Genomic DNA, 19024 nt, shown 5'->3' on the forward strand with positions numbered 1-19024 from the left:
CCCGCCGTCGCGCTCGCGCGGAAGCTGGAGTCCGACGGCGTGCCCGTGCTGGGCGTGATCGCCGCCGCCAGCTTCCCGGCCGCACGGCTGCCCGGAATGGTCAGGCGGCTGTTCGGCGGCGACCGTCTGGTGTCCGACCGGCTGTTCCGCGACGCGCTGCGCGCCTCGGGCGGCCTGCTCGACGACATGGACGAGGCCGCCAAACGCACGGCCGTACGCGCCATGCGGCACGACGCCGACCAGGCGCAGGAGTGGTTCGGCCACGAGCTGGCCGGCGAGGGCACGCCGCTGCGCGCCCCGATCCTCAGCCTGGTCGGGGAACGCGACCGGGCCACCGAGCTGCACGAGGAGCGCTACACCGAGTGGGCGGCGTTCGCGCCGCGGGTGGAGCGGGCCGTGCTGCCCAGGGCCGGCCACTACTTCCTGCGCCACCAGGCCGAGCCGCTGGCCGCCGTCGTGCTGGCGCATCTGACCCGCTGGGCGGCCGGGACGCTGCCCGATCCGGTGCGCCCGCCCGAGCGCACCAGACTGGGGCCCTTCTACACCGTCGCCGGCGGGCAGATCGTCTCGGCGCTGGGCACGGCGCTGAGCTCGTTCGCGCTCGGCGTGTGGGCCTACCAGCGCAGCGGCGAGATCCTCGATCTCGCGCTGATCACGATGCTGGCGCAGATCCCCGCCGTGCTGCTCACCCCCTTGGGCGGCGCGCTGGCCGACCGGGTGGACCGGCGCAAGATCATGCTGGCCTGCGACGCCCTGTCCGGGATCGCCATGGTGGCGCTGGTGCTGCTGCTGACCACCGACCGGCTGGAGTTCTGGAACGTCTGCCTCATCGTGGGCGTGACCTCGGTCGTGTCGGCGTTCCAGCAGCCCGCCTGGCTGGCGGCGATCGCGCAGCTGGTGCCCAAGCCGTACCTGCCGCAGGCCAACGCGCTGGCCAACGTGGGCTTCGGCGCGGGCAACGTGGTCGCGCCGCTCGCGGGCGGCGCGCTGATCGGCCTGTTCGGGTTGTCGGCGGTGGTGGCCGTGGACGTGGCCACGTTCGCGGTCGGCGTGCTGACACTGCTGCTGGTGCGCTTCCCCGACCGGCTGTTCCACCGGCGCGAGGAGACGTTCACGGCGGCGCTCACCGGCGGGTGGCGGTTCCTGCGCCGGCGGCGTCCGCTGATGGTGATGGCGCTCTACTTCGCGGTGGTCAACTTCTGCACCGCGCTGATGTGGGTGCTGGTCACCCCGGTCGTGCTGGCCATCGGCGACTCGGCCGACCTCGGCGCGGTGACCGCCGTCGGCGGCGTCGGCGCGGCCGTGGGCACCGGCGTGGTGCTGGTGTGGGGCGGCACCCGGCGGCGGGCGACCGGCATGATCGGCTTCGTCGTCGGCTCCGGGCTCGGCGTGGTGCTCATGGGCGTGTGGCCGGTCGTGTGGCTGGTCGCGGCCGGGTTGTTCGTCCGGCTGGCGTGCATGAGCATCGGCAACGCGCACTGGCTGTCGATCATCCAGGTCAAGGTGGGGCCCGAGCTGCAGGGGCGGGTGCTCGCGGTGAACATCATGATCGCCACGGCCATGCAGCCGATCGGCTTCCTCTCCGCCGGCCCGCTGGCGGACTGGGCCGGACGGTTCTCCGACGGGCCCGGCGGCGGCGCCGGGGTGGTGCTGCTGGCCAGCGGCGTGTTCCTGGTGCTCTGGGGGCTGCTGGGGCTGCGGCACCGGCCGCTGCACCACCTGGAGGACCTCGTCCCGGACGCCGCCCCGCCCTCCGAGGCCGCGGCCGACCTGGACGCCATCCAGGAGAGGGTGCTGAGCGCATGAACGGCGGTGCTGAGCCCATAGAAACGGAGGGGGCGGCGGGGGTGCGGCTGGTCACCGCGGCCGACGTCCGGGCGGCCGGTGACCGCATCGCGCCGTACGTCCGGCGCACGCCGCTGCTGCGGCTGTCCGGCGAACGGCTCTGGGTCAAACCGGAGAACCGGCAGCCCACCCGCTCGTTCAAGGTACGCGGCGCGGTCAACGCCGTGGGCCGGCTGGCCGGGCGCGGCGTCCGGCACGTGGTGGCGCAGTCGTCGGGCAACCACGCCCAGGCCATCGCCTACGCCGCCGCCGAGCACGGGGTGCGGGCGACCGTCGTCCTGCCGGACACGGCGCCCGAGCTGAAGGTGGGCGCCGCGCGCCGGCTCGGCGCCGAGGTGGTGATCGTCCCGCCCGCGCTGCGGGAGGAGGCCTGCCTGGCGCTGGCCGACCGGTTCGGCGCGACGGTGATCGGCTCCGACGCGTTCGACGTCATCGCCGGGCACGGCAGCGCCGGGACCGAGATCTGCCTGGACCTGCCGGACGCCGGGACCGTCCTGGTGCCCGTCTGCAACGGCGGCCTGCTGGCCGGGATCGCGGTGGCCGTCAAGGCCGCCGACCCGGCGATCCGGGTGATCGGCGTCGAGCCCGAACTGGCCGCCGACGGGACGGCCAGCTTCCGGTCGGGCACGCGCACGGCGTGGCCGGTGGAGCTGACCTACCGCACGCGGGCCGACGGACTGCGCGCGCCGGTGCTGGGTCCCCTGGCCTGGGAGCACATCCACCGGTACGTGGACGACATGGTGACCGTGACCGAGGACGCCATCGACGACGCCGCCGGCCTGCTCCAGCGGGAGCTGGGCGAACGCGCCGAACCCAGCGGCGCGGTGGCCACCGCCGCCTACCTCGCCCACCAGGCGCACCTGCCGCCGGGACCGGTCGTCGCCGTCCTCTCCGGCGGCAACGTCGCGATCAACACGGAAACCAGACAGGAGCCCCTGGCACGAAGCACGTGATCGCCTTTCGTCGCGCGCGCCCGACTGGCGGGAATGATCCCGCTGGTCGGGAACGTGCGCGAACCGGGCCTAACCGAGACGCTCCCGACCCTTGTCGGTCAACGACGCCAGGTGCACCCCCACGCCGAAGGTGGTGAAGCCCGACCTGGCCGCCTTCGTGAACTCCGCGACCACCACGTCCGACGGAAAGTCCTTGACCAGGACGTCGTAGGCCGCGAATCCGTGATCCCGGACGGCGGCGAGAACCATGTCCGTGGTCAGCTCGGGGTGTTCCACGATCTCCTCCAGCAGGTCGCCCTGCCTTCACAGTCGCACCGTTGCCGCCACCTGTCATCCGCAACGACTCCTTCGGTCCCCGCTCCCGGCTCCCCGCAGCCGGGCGGGCGCTGGGGTCCGGAGCCGGCAGATACTACGATCAGCGGCACATGCCGCACGGCCGATCGTGAAGGTGTCCTGGTGATGGCGCGACGTACCTGGTTCAAGGGCCAAGACCCGGCCCACGTCGTGCTCGGCGTCGCCCTCTTCGTCACGATCATGTTCCTCGGGGACGCGGTCACCGAGTACGTCATGGACGGCCTTCTGACAGCGGCGTACATGGCCGCGCGCGCCGTTGCGCTCATCACCGTATGGCTCGTGGCCTCGCTGCTCGCCACCTGGCTCCATCGGTCGCGCCGATGAGCTTCAGCGCTGGATTGACGGACGTGTACAAGGAGTTCGACTGGCTGGCCACGTACGGCCCGTTCCATGACGTCTCGTACGTGTCCTTCGCCCGATCCCTCACCCCTCGCGAAGCGCTGACCCGCCTCGGCGCAGGGCCCGGCGACATCGAGCAGGTGACCTTCGACGGTCTTCAGGAACGAACGATGGAGTGCATCGACGCCGACCACCTGCGCGGTGGCTACGTGGGCGCACTGGAGACGGCGGGCTGGACGGTGCTCGTCCAACTCTGGACGCCACCAGCCCGCTGCAACCGCCTGCTGCCGGCTCTCTCCCACGGGACCGAGGTCGTGTCGATCGAGCGGAACCTCCACGCCGACGACCACTTCACCTACGCGACCGACGGCGAGCAGATCACTCGCTTCAACCACCTCTCCCCTCATGCGCGCATGGGCAGCGATCCCGACCGATTGCTCGTCGAGATGCGGGAGGTAGGGCTGGATCCCGACCACGACCGGCAGGGCCCGGGCATCCACGCCTCGTTCCAACGGTCGTTCGCGCTGGCGAAGCAGCTCACTGGTTTCGCCTTCTCCCGGAGCATGCTGGACTCGCGATTCCTGGCCATCGTGATCAGGAACGAATGATCAGCACCCCGTCGGTACGGGTCCCGATGTGTTCGCCCGGCGATCGCCGCTATGAACGCGACCGGCGCAGGCGGGCGTGCAAGGTGTCGATGCGCCGGTACAGCACTTGGTGGTCGGGCGGTTGAGTGCTCTTCCACAGCCGCACCTTCCTGTCGGCGCCCGCGGTGACGAGCAGATGGCCGTGCGGATGGAAGGCGATGGCCCGGACGGGACCGGTGTGGCCGTCGAGAGGCCGCCCCACCTGCTGCCCGGAATCGAGCTGCCACAACCGGACCAACCCGTCATCGCCGGCGCTGGCCACCAGGTCCGCCCCCGGGTGGAAGGCCACCGACCGGACCGGGCCGATGTGGCCGACGAAGGGGGGCGCCGTGGCGCGTCCCGACGCGGGATCCCACAACCGCACCGTTTCGTCGTCGCCGCCGCTGGCCAGGAGGTGCCCGTCCGGATGGAAGGCCACCGACCAGACGGCGCCGGAGTGACCTTCCGCCTCCGCCCCCTCCACCGGCCGGTACAGCTCATGCAGGGGATCGAGGACCGGCTCCGGGGGGTGTTCCGTCCGGACCGTGGACCCGGTCTCGGCGTCCGGCGGGCGACCGCGCTGCGAACGCAGGTCGTGGGCGGCGATCCACAGGGCCTTGAACTCCGTGACGTCGCCCTTCGACGCCTCCACCACGAGCTCCAGGTTGCCCCACCGAGGCAGGCTGACGCAGCGGATCACCCCGTGCGCGGTGGAGTGGCTCATCGCGCCCGTCTGCCTGGCCAGAGCCCGGCTGCTGGGCTCGCCCGCGTGGAGATGCAGGTCCCGCAGGCGTTCCCGCAGAACGGCCAGGGGATCCTCCGGCAGGGGGGCTTGCGGAGACATGGTGATGTCAGGATTCCAGAATCCCGGGGAACGCACACCCACCCGTGACGGATCGGTGCACGCCCTCGGCACCGGCCGAGGTGAACGCCGATCTCCGGAATCGAAGGGAAGCTCCATGATGCTGCCCCACCTGGCCGCACTGGTCGTGACGAGCGCCGCGCTGGTGACACTCCCCGCCATGATCTACATGTTCTCGACCGACTCGGGCCGCCGCTCCCGAGCACTACGCCTGCTGCGCCTGCTGCTGCGCCGTTGATGCCAGTGGCGCGAGAAGGCAGCCGACCCGGACCATGCCTCGGGCTCCCGCCCGTGACGGCGCCCCCGGATGGCCAGGGCTACCTGCCGCACAGGGCGGTGCCGAAGGCTTCGAAGATGTGTGCGTCGTTCTTCGGGGTGCCGGTCACGTAGAGGGTGACCGCGCGGCCCGAGCGGTCGCGGCCGCTGAGGACGCGGGTGCCGGGCAGGCCGCCGTCGTGCATCCAGGCCGGGCCGCAGGCGAACGGGTAGGAGTAGACGCCCAGGCCGTAGTCGGCCTTCGGCGGGTCGTCGGCCGGGACGGTCCGGGCGAGCATCGTCCTGATCGTGGAGGCGGGCAGGGACTGCCAGAAGCGGTTCAGGTCGTCGGGGGTGGAGATCAGGCCGCCCGAGGCGCCGAAGAGGTAGCCGGGCTCCAGGGTCGTGTCGACCACCTTGCCGTGGCCCTTCGGGTCGAACGGGTTCACGCCGTAGGTGTGGGCGTGCCTGCCGCGGATGTCCAGCTCGTTCTGACGCGGCCAGTAGGTGTGCCGCAGGTTCTTCAGGACGCCCTGGCGGGTGACCGTCCGGAAGTCCTTGCCTGTGACCTTCTGGATGAGCATGCCGGCCACCAGGTAGTTCGTGTTGGAGTAGGCCCACTTCTCGCCGGGTTCGCCGGTGGGCTCGGCGTCCAGGGCCAGACGCAGAAAGCCGGCGTCGCCGCCGATGTGGGCCGGGTCGATCAGCGGCAGGTACTCGGGCAGGCCGCTGGTGTGCGTCAGCAGTTGCCGCACGGTGATCGGCCTGCCGTCGAGCAGGCCGGGCGCGTACTGCTCCGCCTGGGCGTCCAGATCGATCTCACCCTGGTCCGCCAGGCGCACCACGGTGGCCGCGACGACCGACTTGGTCACACTGGCGATGCGGAAGTGCGCGTCCGCGCCGACCATGGGCCGGTCGGCGCCGCGTTCGGCGACGCCGGACGTCCACGTCCTGACCCGGCCGCCGGGCTCACGCACCGACACCAGCGCACCCGCCAAGCCGTCCTGCCGGGTCAACCGGTCAAGCTGCTGCTGCAGGGCGGGCGACGGCGGCTTGGCGGCGGCCGGCGCCGGCGACGCGGCGCCCAGCAGGACGACGGCGGCCGCAGCGACGGCAAGATACTCACGCATGTTCTCGGCAACTCCCTTGGACGAGGTGACGTGCCCATCCTTCGGCCGCCGGGCGCCGGAATCGATCATGCCGACCGGTGTCCCGATGGTGGGGACTGCCCTACCACGCCCGGAACTTCCCCGGCCGGGGGCGCGGTCAGGGCCGGGCCGCACGTGCACGATCGTCATGAGCCCGGCCTGCCGTGCCCCCGCAAGCTCGGGCGATCGACGCCACCATCAGCGAAGTTTCAGATAGTTTGCCCCCTGTTGTTTTGTTCGATCAAGGAGGAAGACAGATGCCTGACAGGCTGACCCGACGCGATTTCGGCCGGACGATGGGCCTGGCCGGGCTCGGATTGGCCGGCGCCGGGCTCCTCGCCGGTCAGCCGGGCCGGGCGGACGCCGCCGCCGGGACGTGGAAGACGACCGGAACCCTGGGAGCCGGGCTGGGCAGCTTCGACAGCACGATGAAGGCTTTCATGCAGGCCCGTAACCTGTCCTGCGGATCGCTCGCCGTCACCCGCAAGGGCAAGCTCGTCCTGGCCCGCGGCTACACGTGGACGACCAGCACCACCCTGAAGACCCAGCCGACCTCGCTGTTCCGGATCGCCAGCCTGAGCAAGCCCATCACCGGCGCGGCCGTACTCAAGCTGGTGCAGGACGGCAAGCTCAAGCTCACCGACCGGCTGCCCGACCTGCTCCCCCTGACGCCGCCGTCCGGCAGGACGGTGGATCCGCGGCTGAAGGACGTGACCGTCCTCAGGTTGCTGCAGCACCTGGGCGGCTGGGACTCCTCCGTCACGGCCGATCCGATGTTCAGCGACCTGGCGGTCTCCAGGGCGCTCGGCGCGGCGCTGCCCGTCCGTCAGGCCGACATCATGCGGTACGCCAGCGGCCTCCCCCTGGACCATGACCCAGGCAGCACCTACGCCTACGCCAATTACGACTACCTGCTGCTCGGCCGGATCATCGAGAAGGTCAGCGGCATGCCGTACGGCACGTACGTGCAGCAGAAGATCCTCGGGCCGCGCGGCATCACCCGGATGAGGCTCGGGCGCACGCTCAAGGCCAACGCCGTCACCGGCGAGGTGCCGTACGTCTCGAAGTACACCGGGAAGACGGTGTTCGACGCCTCCGGAACCTCCGTCCCGGCTCCGTACGGTTCGTTCAACCTGGAGAACATGGACGCGCACGGCGGCTGGCTGGCGACGGCGGTCGACCTGGTGCGCTTCGCCGGGATCTTCGACGCCGCCGGCTCGGTGCTCACCTCGACGTCGATCTCCCGGGCCTTCGCGCAGCCCGAGACCGGCGTCAACGGCGACGGCTGGTGGTACGGCTGCGGCTGGTCGGTCCGCAACGTCACCGGCGGCCGCAACACCTGGCACACCGGCAGCCTCCCCGGCACCTACACCCTGCTGGTGCGCCGGTATGACGGGCTGACCTGGGCCGCCCTGTTCAACCAGCGCGACGACGCCTCCGGCCTGAGCTACGCCGACATCGACCCGGCCCTCCACAAGGCCGCCAACGCGGTGACCACCTGGCCCACCGTGGACCTCTACGGCACCTACCTCTGACAAAACCCACCGCCGACCGGCTTCCGGCACGTGAGGCCGGTCAGGCGGGAAGCTCTCGCATGCCTGGACGGCGACTCTCCCGGTGTCCCACCGAGCCCGTCACTCCCGTGTCGAACAATCTACGGGCATGGATTCCGCAAGACGCCCTGTCACCACGGACGTCCCGACCAGGCCGACCTACGCTGCCCGCATGGCTTTTGTTATCCCAGAGATCAAGGTCGGCCTGGCCGAGCTCGGTGGCGGGCCTGACGCCTGGTGCTCGAAGTGCGGCAAGCGGGCGACCCTGTACGCCGTTGACCCGGCGAGCGGAAGGCCCACGTACGTCTGCACGGCCGATGCCGGTTCCGAGGTGGAGGCAATGCTCCTGCGCTCCCCCGACTAGCGGATCACCACCGCGATGCCGCCCCTTCAAGCCTTCGCGCTCGCGCCCGTACCCATGAGTGTCCGCCCCCGGGGAACGGGCGCCCCACGCCGTCCGAGCGTCACGCTCGCCGGGTGACGGCGTTCGTCGCGGACGAGACTTCAGCCCCCCGTCCGACCGGACGAGTTCTTGAGCCCCACAGTCCGGACGTCTACGCTCGCGCCATGCCCATGATCACCGTGTTCGCCGGATTCATCACTCTGCTGGTCGCGGTCGTGTACGGGGCCAGGCGCCGGCTGGCGGTGGTGACCGTGCGGGGGGAGAGCATGGTGCCGGCGTTGCGGCCCGGCGACCGGTTGCTGGTGCAGCGCGGGAAGGCGCTCCGGCGCGGGCAGATCGTGGTGCTCGAACCGATCGGGCCGGGGATGCGCTGGCGGGACGGGCCGCTGCCGCCGGTCGCGGCCGCCGACTGGGTGGTCAAGCGGGTCGCGGCGCTGCCGGGTGAGCCGGTGCCGCCGCAGTGCCCCGGTTCGCCCGCCACGGTGCCGCCCGGAAAGCTCGTGGTGCTGGGCGACGGGGAGGTCAGCGCGGACTCGCGGTTGTGGGGGCTCGTCCCGGCCGATCGGGTTCTGGGGGTCGTCCTCCGCACCCTTGTTAGCAGGTCCTAACAGCCGCATACTCCAGTATGTCCGGACATTTCCTGACAACGGGGCTGGGATATGCGTCTGGTCTTTTCTGCCGCAGGACTGGCCGCGACGACGTTCACCATCTCCCCACTGCATCACACCCTGTTCGCCGCCCTGTGCCTGCATCATCCCGGCTTCGCCGTGCCCGGATCGCCGTGGCGGGATCTGGCGCGCAGGACGCCTGCCAGAGCCATGCCGTTCGTACGTCGTGTCCACCACGCGCCGCACAGCGTGTCCGGCTTCCTCTGGGCCGATCTGCCGCTGCCGCCCGGAGCGGGCACGCTCAACGACGAGCTCGACGTCCAGCCCGGTCTCGGCGACGTCGCCGACGCGCTGCGCGCCTTCTACGTCAGCTGCGTGGCCCCCGAGTGGGACGCGATCCGCCTCCGCCTGAGCGCGCACGTGAACCGCTGCTCCGAGCTGATCTGCGTGCGGGGCTTCGGCCGTACGCTGCCCAGGCTCACCCCCAGGCTGAGCTGGTACGGCTGCGCCCTGCAGATCGACACCTCGGACCTGTGCCCGTCGCCGGTGGAGCTCGGTGACCGGGGCGTGACGCTCTCGCCGCTGATGTGCGCCAGCCGCCGCTTCCTCGCGTTGTCGCCGCCGCGCGGCGACAAACGGGCCGCCATCGCCTATCCGGTCAGCGACGAGGGCGCCCTCCGCCCCGCGACGCCGGACGCCCTGGCCCAGGTCGTCGGGCAGGCCCGTGCCAGGGTGCTGCGCTCGATCGGCGGCGGCTCGGCGACCGGCGAGCTGGCCAGGTCGCTGGCGGTGAGCGCCTCCACGGTGTCCGAGCACGTGACGGCGTTGCGGCTGGCGGGACTGGTGAACACCTACCGCGAGGGCCGGGCGGTGCGGCACGTGCTCACCTCGCTGGGGCACGAACTGCTCGAATACAGTGCCTGATTTGTCGCATTTCGGTGGCAGTCCGAAAGGATTGCCCCTCCCCTGACCCGATGGTGATGATCAGGCGAACACAGCCCCTCTCACCCAGGAGGTCGGATGACTCGCACACTCAAGGCGTTGGGCGACCGGATGCTCGGCGCCCTGCTGCCCGCCAGCACCGCGGACGCCAGGGGGTGCCCCTACGAGTGCTGGTGCTACCACTGGCTCGACCACACCGCGTGGACCTGCGTGCGGCCGGACTGCACGACCTACGTGTCCTGCTACGAGTGCTGCTGACCCTCCACACCCCGCCCACGACCCCACCGCAGCGGGCCGTGGGCGGCCCCACCCGTGAGTGCGAGGACCCGCCCGTGAAGGAGCGCCGTGCCGTACCCGAAGCCATGCCGTACATAGAGCCATGCCGTACGTAGAGCTGGGCTGCAGGGCCGTGCTCTGCCTCGTCTTCCTGGCCGCGCTGGCGGGCAAGGCCACCGGCTGGCGCGCCTTCGTGTCGTCCGTCCCCGGTCTGGTTCCCGGCGTGCCCGCCGCGCCGGTCGCGGTGGCCGCACTGGCCGGCGAGAGCACCGCCGTGGCGCTGCTCGTCCTGGGCGAGCGCGCCGGGTTCGTGCTGGCCGCCGTGCTGCTCGCGGCCTTCGCCGCCGCGATCCTGCGGGCCCTGCGCCGCGGCTCCGCCGCCGCCTGCCGGTGCTTCGGCGTCACCGCCGCTCCGCTGAGCCGCGCCCAGATCGTCCGCAACCTGGTGCTGATCGTGGTCGCGGTCACCGGCTGGGCGACGCCGGGCGGGCCCGTCGAACTCGCCGGGGTGGCGCTGGCGCTGGCCGCCGCCGCGGTGCTCGCCGCCGTGCTGGTGCTCTTCGACGACCTCGCCGACCTTCTCCTGGAGAGGAACCTCTGATGCCGTACGTCATCGCAGCCCTGGTCATCGTGGGCGTCATGAGCGCGCTCAACCTGGTGCTGACGTTCGCGGTGATCCGCAGGGTGCGCCACGCCGAGCAGCACGCCGCTCCCTCGGGGCCGCCGTTGCTGCCGGTGGGCTCGACCGTCCCCGACGTGCGCGGGATCGGACGGCCCTCGGTGATCGGCTTCTTCGACACCGAGTGCCAGGCCTGTCCCGGGCAGCTGCCGCCGTTCCTCCAGCTCGTCGCCGACGCGGGCTACTCCCCCGCGCAGGTGCTCGCCGTCGTGTCCGGCCCCGGCGGGGAGAGCTACGCGGACGCGCTGCGCGGCAGCGCCACCGTGATCGCCGAGCCCGCCAACGGGCCGGTCTGCCTGGCCTTCCCCAACTCCGCCTTCCCCGCCTTCTACCTGCTCGACGACTCCGGCCGGGTCAGGTCGCGCGCGGTCACCGTGGCCGGGCTCGGCGCTCCCGTCACCGCATGACCCCCGACGTCCCGCCCGGCGTGGTGCGGCTGGCCGGGCGGGCCGTGACGGTGTGGGGGCTGGCCTGGCGGGCCGCCCCGCTCGCCGCCGTCTGCTCGGTGCTCGCCGTCCTCGCCGGCGGCACGACGCCGGTGGCCGCCGCCTGGTGCACCAAGCTGATCCTGGACGGCCTGGCGGGCGGCCGTGCCGTCCTGATGCCGACGATCATGCTCGGCGCGGTGGGGCTGGTCGCCGCGCTGCTGCCGCACCTGACCGAACACACCGACGGACGGCTGCGCCGCGGCATGGCCCTGCTGACCCGCGAACGCCTGTTCACCTCGGTCAACACCTTCGTCGGCCTCGGCCCGTTCGAGAACCCCCGCTTCCGCGACCGGCTCAGGCTGGCCGAGCAGGCCGGGACCGGCGCGGCCAACCAGATCCTGGCCCCCAGCCTGTCGCTGGTGCGCGGGCTGGTCACGCTGGCCGGGTTCGTCGCCGCGCTCATGGCGCTGAGCCCGGTCATGACGGCGATCGTCCTGCTGTCCGCGCTGCCGTCGCTGGGCGTGCAGCTGTCGCTGAGCAGGCGCAAGGTGGGTCTCGAGTGGCGGATCAGCCCGGCGATGCGCCGCCAGATCTTCTACGCCGACCTGCTCACCTCGGTCGAGCCGGCCAAGGAGGTGCGGCTGTTCGGGCTGGGCGCGTACCTGCGCGACCGTCTCCTCGGCGAGATCCGCGCGGTCAACCACCAGGAGCAGGCCCTGGAACGGCGCGCGCTGGCCGGACACGGGCTGCTCGCCCTGCTCGGCGCCGCGATCGGCGGCGCGGGACTGATCTGGGCGGTCGCCGGCGGCCGTCTCGGCGTGGGCGACGTGGCCGTCTTCGCCGCCGCCGTCGCCGGGGTGCAGGGCGCGCTGTCGGGCGGGGTCACCCAGCTGGCCCGGCTGCACCAGGCGCTGCTGGTCTTCGGACACTACCGCGCCGTCGTCTCCGCCGCCCCCGACCTTCCCGTACGCCTGCCCCCCCGCCCGCTGCCCGCCCTCCGCTCCGGGATCGAGATGCGAGACGTCTGGTTCCGCTACGGCGAGGGGCAACCGTGGGTGTTGCGCGGGGTGGATCTCACCATCCCGCACGGCGCCTGCGTCGCGCTCGTGGGGCTCAACGGCGCCGGCAAGTCGACGCTGGTCAAACTGCTGTGCCGGTTCTACGACCCGTCGCGCGGCGCGATCCGCTGGGACGGGACGGACCTGCGCGACGCCGACCCGGCCGAGCTGCGCTCCCGGCTGACCGCGGTCTTCCAGGACTACGTGGCCTACGACTTCACGGCGGCGGAGAACATCTCGCTCGGCTCGCTCGGCGCCTCACCCGAGCAGGTCAGGGCAGCGGCCCGGCTGGCCGGGGTGGACACGGCGCTGGACGCCCTGCCGCACGGCTACGACACGATGCTCAGCAACCGTTTCCTCGACGCCGCCGAGACCTCCGGCGTCGTGCTGTCCGGCGGCCAGTGGCAGCGGCTGGCCCTGGCCAGAGCGTTGATCAGGGGCGAACGCGACCTGCTCGTGCTGGACGAGCCGAGCGCCGGGCTCGACGCGGAGGCCGAGCACGCCGTCCACCACAGGTTGCGCGAGCATCGAACCGGCCGCACCAGCCTGCTGATCTCCCACCGGCTGAGCGCCATCAGGGACGCCGACCTCATCGTGGTGCTGGCGGAGGGCAGAATCGCCGAACAGGGCACCCACACCACCCTGATGGCCGCGGCCGGCGAATACGCCCGCCTGTTCACCCTCCAGGCCAGCGGCTACACCGCCGACCTCGCCTCAAGACGCGGGCGGCGTTGAGCCTGCGCTCACCCAGGCGTGCAGCGGGACGTGATCAGACCAGGTGCTCCGGGCGTGATCGACGAAGCACTTCCGTACGCGGCCCGCGCCGGCGAACACGTAATCGATCTTCCGCCTGCCGGTCACGTAGGTCCAGCGCCGGCGCGGGTCGCATTCGTCGCGGCCCTTGTAGGCCGCGGCGGCGTCGCGCGGCACGAGGTTGAGGTCGCCGCCGATCACCCCCCGGCCGAGCTCGAACAGCTCGCGCAACTGGATGTGCCGGTAGGGCCTGCCCTTCTGCCTGTCGTCGTAGCTCGACCCCGACGAGAAGTGCGCGGTGCAGAACGCCCGGTCGGCCGTGCAGACGGCGTACCTGCGGGCTCCCCACGGCGGCGAGGTCAGCGGGTGGACGACGAGGCCGGTGTCCGCCCCGGCCACGGCCAGGGTGACGCTCAGCACCCCTCGCGGCCTGCCGTTCCTGTCGGGCAGGCACTGGTACGGGGAACCGTCCGAGTACTTCAGCCCGGCCGACCGGACGCTCCAGTTCCGGCCGGTACGGCGTTCGAGCTCGTGTTCCAGGTCGGCGTCGGCGCCCGTGCAGAACTCCTGGAGGAACACCACGTCCGCCTCGGTCGCCAGCACCGCCACGTGCCAGGCCAGTTCGGCGGTCGAGCGGCGATAGAGCGCGCACCCGGCGTTGGTGCCCGCGCAGACGTTCCACGTCATCACGTGGCGGACAGGGGGCTGCGCCTGTACGGACAGGTTCGGTAACAACAGCCCGGCGATCATGAGCTGCCTGATCATCGGCCTCCTTCGGTCAGCGACAGCCCTCGTCGATACGCAGGATCTGGTGGAGACAGAGGTGTATCAGATTATGCGATAGGCGGATCTTCCCTCCTGAAACGTACTCCGGCAGGGGGTGCTCGTGTCCGAACAGCGCACCACGTACGAACTCGTCGAGGCAGTGGTCGTCAGGCTCAGGCCCGACGAAGTGGAGCTCGTGCCCGACCTCTGGGCCGCCTACGTCAACCATCCCGATCCTGAGCGCGCCGGGGAGCGGCTTCTTGGCTCGGGCGTTCTGGCCGACGTCGCCGGCTGGGCGCCGATCGTTGTCTCCTTCGTCGGCGGAGCCGTATTGGAGGCGCTCAAAGAGGAGATCACCGAGCGTACCCGCGGCGTGTTCGGGTGGAGAGCCAGGCGCAAGGCCAGGCGGCAAGCCCTCACTGAGCCGCTGGCGCTGAACGGGGAGCAGCGCCGCAGGATCTGCGCGGCCGTACTGTCCCGCGCCCGCGCGCTCGGCATGTCGCCTGAGCGGGCACAACTCCTCAGCGACGCGGTCGCCGGTGAGCTCCAGCGCGAAAGCGAGCCTCAGGAACCGTGAGCGCGCCCCCCGACCCGTTCGCCCTGCCCCCGCCCAGCACCTCCCGTCTGCGGTTGCTGTTCCTCACCGTGGGGGCGGGCGCGTTCTTCGCCGGCTACTGGTTCCTGGTGCTCGCGCGGGACGGCTGGGGCGCACGGAACCGGGCGTGCGCCCAGCTCACCGACGTGGCCGGCTTCCTCGACTGCTCGACCAGGGTCCTCGTCCTGCAGGCGCTGGTCCCACTCGCCGGGCCCGCTCTTGTGGCGCTGCTGGTGCTGCTGGCCCACGTGGCCGCGCCGTACGTGATCACCCTCCGGTACGGCGCGGCGCGGCTCGAACCGTGGCCCGCCGTCGTTCAGCAGACTGTCCAGGCCGCGGACCTGCGCAGCCCGCCCGTGCTGATGCTCAGCGATCGGGGCATGCTGCCCTGGATGTTCACGTACGGCAGACGCCCGCACCATCGCATCATGCTCGCCCGCTCCGTCGGCGCCTACGCCAGGACCGACCCTTCCACGGTCACCGCGACGCTCGCCCACGAACTCGGTCACCTGCGTAACCGGGACGTGGACCGTACCTACCTCGGCGTGTTCGCGGTCACCGGCTTCGCGCTGCTGGTGGCCCTGCCGATGGCACTGTCCGCCACCACCACGCTCGGGCCGGCCCCCGCGCTGGCCGTCGCCTGGCGTACGGCGGTGGTCTGCCTGCTGGTCACCACGACCTTCACGGCCGTGATCAGGGCCCGCGAGCACGACGCCGACCTGCGCGCAGGCCAGTTCAGGCGGGCGGACATGCTCGGCCTGCTGTCCAGGGGCCGCCAGGAACAGCGCCGGCTCCTGCGGCTCCACCCGCGGCTCGACGAGCGGCTCAAGGCGCTGCGCGATCCCGGGAGGCTGCTGCGCCCCTCGATCGCCGAGGCTGTGACGGCGGGGATCGCCGCCGGTGTCGTCGTCACCGAATCGGGCGTGATCCTGCACACCGTCCTCCCCGCGCCTCCCTTGGTCGCGTACTGGGTCGCCGGCTTCGTGGTCGCCGTGCCGGTGACGGGGGTCGCCGGGCTCGGCGTGTGGCGGGGCGCCCTGGTCCGGCCGTTCGCCGTAGGGCGGGCGCTGGCGGCGGGCTTCGCGTTCGGGGCCGGGCTCCTGGCGGGGGCGATCCTGGTGCCCAGGACGAGCGTGCAGTGGAGCCGGTGGCTGGCCGGCGCGCCCGACCAGGCGTCCGTCATCGGCCCTGAGCAGATCCCGCCCGGTACGGCGATCTGGATGGCGGCCGCGATCCTCCTCCTGACCACGGCGGTCTTCGGCTGGCTGGCGCTGGCCGCCGGCGCCTGGCTGCCGCGGTCGGGGCCCCGCGCGTGGCGGTACGCGGCCCCCTTCGCCGCGGTGCTCTTCGGGGTGGTCATGGGCACGTGGTTCGCCGCGGCGCGGCTGGCGGCGTCCGAACGATGGAGCCCGCGGAGCGTCGCCGCCCTGGTGATCACTCCTCAGGTCGCGATCGTGCTCTCGGCGCTCACCTTGATCGCCCTGTCGGCGCTGTGGCCACTCGTGCGCGGGGCGCCCGTGCACGCGGTGGCGGCGGTGGTGATCGCCATGGCTCTGCTGCCGTCGTACCTGGCGCTGTCCTCCAGTCCCGTCCAGGTGACGGCCACCGTCCGGCAGCCGGCCCTGCCTGATTCCACCCAGGCCGGAGCGATCTGCCTCGGGCTGTACATCGCCGGCATCGGCGTCTACGGGGACCCCGGCGATCATGCCGCGAGGCAACGGCTCGGCCGGCTGCTCCGCGCCGCTGACGACAGCCTGCTGAACGAGATCGGCGAGATGTTCCTGCGCAGCGCGAGCACCAGGTCGACGGACCTGGCGGCCCTGGCCTGGACCGCCTTCGTCAGGCGCTGCGACCACCTGAACCGCTACCACGACAAGGCCGTGTCCGATCCCCCGCCCCCGTTTCCCACTGAAGGTTGGTGAACCAGATGCCACTCGGCCGGCTGCTCCTCGTCGTCAGCATGGCTCTCGGCCTCCTTACCGGCACCGCCCGGGCCGGCGCGCTCCCGCCGCTGAGCCGCGGCCTCCTCACCGCCGCCGACCTGCCGAAGGGCTATCACGCCTGGACCGCCGAACACCAGGCGTACAGCGCCAGCAGCAAGCCCGCCTGCTCGAAGACCATGGACGAGCTGGAGTTCAGCACCCCCAGGTTCCGCGGCGTCGAATACGCCCGAGCCGGCTTCGCCAAGGGCGATCTCGGGCCTTGGATCATGGAGAACCTGCGCCGGTATCCCGACGCGAGCACGGCCGACCACGACTTCACCCGCATTCTCGACGTCCTGAGCGGCTGCTCCGCCTTCAGCCAGACCTACACGGGCCAGGATCCCGCGGTCATCACGGTGACACTCACGCCCATTCGCATGGCCAAGGTCGGCTCGCGCAGCAAGGCTCTCTGGGTCACCGCCAAGACCAACGGCACGTGGACGTACGGCGAGATCCTCGTGCTGTCCAGAGTCCGGGGAACCTTCATGATCCTTTCCCAGCTCGGCTTCAGGAGACCCTCTCCGAACACCGCCCAGGCGATCGCGGACCGGGCCGCAGCCAGGATGCGCAAGGTGGCCGGCTGACAGCGAGAGCCGGCCGGGTGGCGGACCGCGCGCCGGCCGGCTCCGGTCCGTCCGGGCTCGACGCGTCACCGACGCCGTCCCAGGGCCGTGGGTGTGCCCGGGAGGCGGGCGGAGGGCCGTTAGACTACACCGGTGTTCGCGCGCGTTCCCCTGGCCGTCCGCTCATGGCCGGCCTGGTGGAGAGCCCGGCCGCCCTCGGTCAAGGACGGCGCGCTCGCGGCGACGCTCACCGCGCTGGCATTCGTCCCCACCCTGTCGGTCATCGGAGCGCAGCTCGGCGACCTGCCGCGGCGACCTGCCGATGCCCTGGCGGTCGTGCTGACCGTGGCGCAGTCGGCGCCGCTGGCGCTCCGCAGCCGCCACCCGGCGGCGTGCCTGGCCGTCATCGGCGCCGCCTTCGCCGTCCATCAGGCGCTCGGCTGTCCGCCGACGTTCGCCAGCATCGGCTTCTACCTGGCCCTGTTCACGGCCGGCGCCCATCAGGCCCGGCACCGTCGCACGCTCGCGGCGGCGGTGAGCGCCGGCTACGCCGCGCTGGCGGTCGTCCTGAGCTGGTGGGGGTCTGCCAACCGGATCTCGGACTTCCTCGCCTTCTATCTGGTTCTGGCGGTGATCTGGATGGCCGGTGCGGTGTTGCGCCGGTGGCGGGCCGAGGAGGCCGAACGGCGGCGGCTCGGCGCGCTGGCGGCCGGCGCCGAGGAACGCGCCCGCATCGCCCGTGAGCTGCACGACGTGGTCACCCATCACGTGACCGCCATCGTGGTGCAGGCCGACGCGGCACAGTTCCTGGTCGGCACCGCGCCGGAACGCGCCGGGCAAGGGCTGGCCGCCATCGGCGACACCGGCCGGCGGGCGCTGACGGAGCTCCGGCATCTGCTCGGCGTGCTGGAGGCGACCGGCGACGACGCGCTCACGCAGCGGACGCCGGGCCTCGACAATCTCGCCGACCTGGTCGAGCAGGCCCGCTTCTCCGGCCAGCCCGTCGAACTGACCGAGCACGGCGAGCGCCTGCCTCAGCCCGTCGACGTCGAGCTGGCCGCGTACCGGGTGGTTCAGGAAGCGCTCACGAACGCCATCAAGCACGCGACGGGCCGGCCCACCAGGGTCACGGTCCACCACCGCGCCGGCCACCTCGACATCGAGGTGACCACCGACGGGTCCGCTCCGCTGGAAGGCCCCGTCGTGCCGTCCGGAGGACGGGGGCTGGAGGGGCTGCGCCGGCGCCTCCAGATGCTGAACGGCGAGCTGTCCGCCGGCGCCCGGCCCGGGGGCGGGTTCAGCGTCCGGGCTCTGATCCCCCTCAGGAGCACCGCATGACCAGTACGCCGATCCGGGTGCTCATCTGCGAGGACCATGAGCTGGTGCGTACCGGCTACACCACGATCTTCTCCGCCCAGCCCGACATGGAGGTCGTCGGGGATGCCGCGGACGGCCGCGCGGCGCTCGAGGCCGCCCGGCGGCTGCTGCCGGACGTCGTCGTGATGGACATCCGGATGCCCGTCCTGGACGGCATCGAGGTCACCAGGCGACTGGCCGGGCCAGGCGTCGTCGCTCCGGTGAAGGTGCTGGTGGTGACCACGTTCAACGTCGACGAGTACGCCTACGAAGCGCTCAGGGCGGGCGCCAGCGGCTTCCTGCTCAAGGACGCGCGGCCGGCGGAACTGGTGGACGCCGTACGCACCGTCGCGCGCGGCGACTCCCTGCTCGCGCCCGCCGTCACCCGGGCCCTCATCGGCCACTTCGCCGAGCGCCTGCGCCCCACCGACTCCGCCCGGCCGGCCCTGCAGGAGGTCGTGCGGTCACTGACCCAGCGGGAGCTGGAGGTTCTCGAACAGCTCGCTCAGGGCCTGTCCAACGCGGAGATCGCCACCCGGCTGTCCATCAGCACCGAGACCGTCAAGACGTACGTGTCGCGGATCCTGACGAAACTCGACCTGCGCGACCGTGTGCAGGCGGTCGTGCTCGCCTACCGGGTGGGATTGGTGTCCGCCGATCAGGGTTGACGCGGCGGCCGGC

General features: G+C 72.1%; 22 protein-coding genes. 18 read left to right on the plus strand and 4 right to left on the minus strand.

Going from position 1 to position 19024, the window contains the following annotated elements:
- A partial coding sequence (locus tag AB0J76_RS48910) for an MFS transporter (RefSeq protein ID WP_364394253.1) occupies positions 1-1806 on the plus strand: 1806 nt, incomplete at its 5' end.
- Positions 1803-2798, plus strand: coding sequence for a pyridoxal-phosphate dependent enzyme (locus AB0J76_RS48915; protein WP_352327995.1), 996 nt, complete (start codon positions 1803-1805; stop codon positions 2796-2798). The genes AB0J76_RS48910 and AB0J76_RS48915, both read left to right, overlap by 4 nt.
- Positions 2799-2867: 69 nt before the next feature.
- On the opposite strand, the gene AB0J76_RS48920 is transcribed toward AB0J76_RS48915, so the two are convergent.
- Positions 2868-3074, minus strand: a complete 207-nt coding sequence (locus AB0J76_RS48920; RefSeq protein ID WP_352327996.1) for a hypothetical protein — start codon at positions 3072-3074, stop codon at positions 2868-2870.
- Positions 3075-3257: 183 nt separating this feature from the next.
- Between AB0J76_RS48920 and AB0J76_RS48925 the strand changes: the two genes are divergently transcribed.
- Together AB0J76_RS48925 and AB0J76_RS48930 are read left to right on the plus strand one after the other, a co-directional pair.
- Positions 3258-3476: a hypothetical protein gene (locus AB0J76_RS48925; RefSeq protein WP_352327997.1), complete on the plus strand. Its 219-nt coding sequence runs from the start codon at positions 3258-3260 to the stop codon at positions 3474-3476.
- Positions 3473-4099 (plus strand): DUF6461 domain-containing protein, encoded by a 627-nt coding sequence (locus AB0J76_RS48930; RefSeq protein ID WP_352327998.1) that lies wholly within the window; start codon positions 3473-3475, stop codon positions 4097-4099. The genes AB0J76_RS48925 and AB0J76_RS48930 overlap by 4 nt, the downstream gene beginning before the upstream one ends.
- Before the next feature lie 49 nt (positions 4100-4148).
- Here the strand turns inward: AB0J76_RS48930 and AB0J76_RS48935 are convergent, their stop codons facing one another.
- Complete coding sequence (locus AB0J76_RS48935; RefSeq protein ID WP_352327999.1) at positions 4149-4961, minus strand: hypothetical protein; 813 nt, start codon at positions 4959-4961, stop codon at positions 4149-4151.
- Positions 4962-5076: 115 nt separating this feature from the next.
- Here AB0J76_RS48935 and AB0J76_RS48940 point away from each other — a divergent pair, with 115 nt between their 5' ends.
- On the plus strand, positions 5077-5217 hold the full coding sequence (locus tag AB0J76_RS48940; RefSeq protein ID WP_352328000.1) for a hypothetical protein: 141 nt from the start codon (positions 5077-5079) through the stop codon (positions 5215-5217).
- Positions 5218-5296: 79 nt separating this feature from the next.
- Here AB0J76_RS48940 and AB0J76_RS48945 read toward each other — a convergent pair whose 3' ends face one another.
- Positions 5297-6364: a serine hydrolase domain-containing protein gene (locus AB0J76_RS48945; RefSeq protein WP_352328001.1), complete on the minus strand. Its 1068-nt coding sequence runs from the start codon at positions 6362-6364 to the stop codon at positions 5297-5299.
- A 275-nt stretch (positions 6365-6639) separates the two neighbouring features.
- Here AB0J76_RS48945 and AB0J76_RS48950 point away from each other — a divergent pair, with 275 nt between their 5' ends.
- The 8 genes from AB0J76_RS48950 (at position 6640) to AB0J76_RS48985 (ending at position 13064) form a co-directional block, all read left to right on the plus strand.
- Positions 6640-7917, plus strand: coding sequence for a serine hydrolase domain-containing protein (locus AB0J76_RS48950; RefSeq protein ID WP_352328002.1), 1278 nt, complete (start codon positions 6640-6642; stop codon positions 7915-7917).
- Between the two features lie 190 nt (positions 7918-8107).
- On the plus strand, positions 8108-8299 hold the full coding sequence (locus AB0J76_RS48955) for a hypothetical protein (protein ID WP_352328003.1): 192 nt from the start codon (positions 8108-8110) through the stop codon (positions 8297-8299).
- A 203-nt stretch (positions 8300-8502) separates the two neighbouring features.
- Positions 8503-8946: a S26 family signal peptidase gene (locus tag AB0J76_RS48960; RefSeq protein WP_352328004.1), complete on the plus strand. Its 444-nt coding sequence runs from the start codon at positions 8503-8505 to the stop codon at positions 8944-8946.
- Between the two features lie 51 nt (positions 8947-8997).
- Positions 8998-9870, plus strand: coding sequence for a winged helix-turn-helix domain-containing protein (locus AB0J76_RS48965; protein ID WP_352328005.1), 873 nt, complete (start codon positions 8998-9000; stop codon positions 9868-9870).
- 96 nt (positions 9871-9966) lie between these two features.
- Positions 9967-10146, plus strand: a complete 180-nt coding sequence (locus AB0J76_RS48970) for a hypothetical protein (RefSeq protein ID WP_125645566.1) — start codon at positions 9967-9969, stop codon at positions 10144-10146.
- Between the two features lie 121 nt (positions 10147-10267).
- The gene (locus AB0J76_RS48975) at positions 10268-10765 is read left to right on the plus strand and encodes a MauE/DoxX family redox-associated membrane protein (protein WP_364394262.1); all 498 of its coding nucleotides are present in this window, start codon (positions 10268-10270) and stop codon (positions 10763-10765) included.
- Entirely contained in the window at positions 10765-11250 is a 486-nt protein-coding gene (locus AB0J76_RS48980; protein WP_352322651.1) for a hypothetical protein, read from the plus strand. Before AB0J76_RS48975 ends, AB0J76_RS48980 begins: the two co-directional genes overlap by 1 nt.
- Positions 11247-13064, plus strand: coding sequence for an ABC transporter ATP-binding protein (locus tag AB0J76_RS48985; protein ID WP_352322652.1), 1818 nt, complete (start codon positions 11247-11249; stop codon positions 13062-13064). The genes AB0J76_RS48980 and AB0J76_RS48985 overlap by 4 nt, the downstream gene beginning before the upstream one ends.
- On the opposite strand, the gene AB0J76_RS48990 is transcribed toward AB0J76_RS48985, so the two are convergent.
- The gene (locus AB0J76_RS48990) at positions 13044-13847 is read right to left on the minus strand and encodes an endonuclease/exonuclease/phosphatase family protein (RefSeq protein ID WP_352322653.1); all 804 of its coding nucleotides are present in this window, start codon (positions 13845-13847) and stop codon (positions 13044-13046) included. The genes AB0J76_RS48985 and AB0J76_RS48990 overlap by 21 nt on opposite strands.
- 121 nt (positions 13848-13968) lie before the next feature.
- On the opposite strand from AB0J76_RS48990, the gene AB0J76_RS48995 reads away from it, so the two are divergent.
- The 5 genes from AB0J76_RS48995 to AB0J76_RS49015 all read left to right on the plus strand — a co-directional run bounded on the left by AB0J76_RS48995 (position 13969) and on the right by AB0J76_RS49015 (position 19011).
- A complete protein-coding gene (locus tag AB0J76_RS48995) occupies positions 13969-14424 on the plus strand; it encodes a hypothetical protein (RefSeq protein WP_352322654.1) in 456 nt (151 codons plus the stop codon).
- The gene (locus tag AB0J76_RS49000) at positions 14421-16364 is read left to right on the plus strand and encodes a M48 family metalloprotease (protein ID WP_352322655.1); all 1944 of its coding nucleotides are present in this window, start codon (positions 14421-14423) and stop codon (positions 16362-16364) included. The genes AB0J76_RS48995 and AB0J76_RS49000 overlap by 4 nt, the downstream gene beginning before the upstream one ends.
- Positions 16361-17008, plus strand: coding sequence for a hypothetical protein (locus AB0J76_RS49005; RefSeq protein ID WP_352322656.1), 648 nt, complete (start codon positions 16361-16363; stop codon positions 17006-17008). Before AB0J76_RS49000 ends, AB0J76_RS49005 begins: the two co-directional genes overlap by 4 nt.
- Before the next feature lie 132 nt (positions 17009-17140).
- On the plus strand, positions 17141-18325 hold the full coding sequence (locus AB0J76_RS49010) for a histidine kinase (RefSeq protein ID WP_352322657.1): 1185 nt from the start codon (positions 17141-17143) through the stop codon (positions 18323-18325).
- Entirely contained in the window at positions 18322-19011 is a 690-nt protein-coding gene (locus AB0J76_RS49015) for a response regulator transcription factor (RefSeq protein WP_352322658.1), read from the plus strand. Before AB0J76_RS49010 ends, AB0J76_RS49015 begins: the two co-directional genes overlap by 4 nt.
- Positions 19012-19024 lie beyond the last annotated feature (13 nt).

The sequence above is a fragment of the Nonomuraea sp. NPDC049624 genome (assembly GCF_040675255.1).
Lineage (GTDB): Bacteria > Actinomycetota > Actinomycetes > Streptosporangiales > Streptosporangiaceae > Nonomuraea.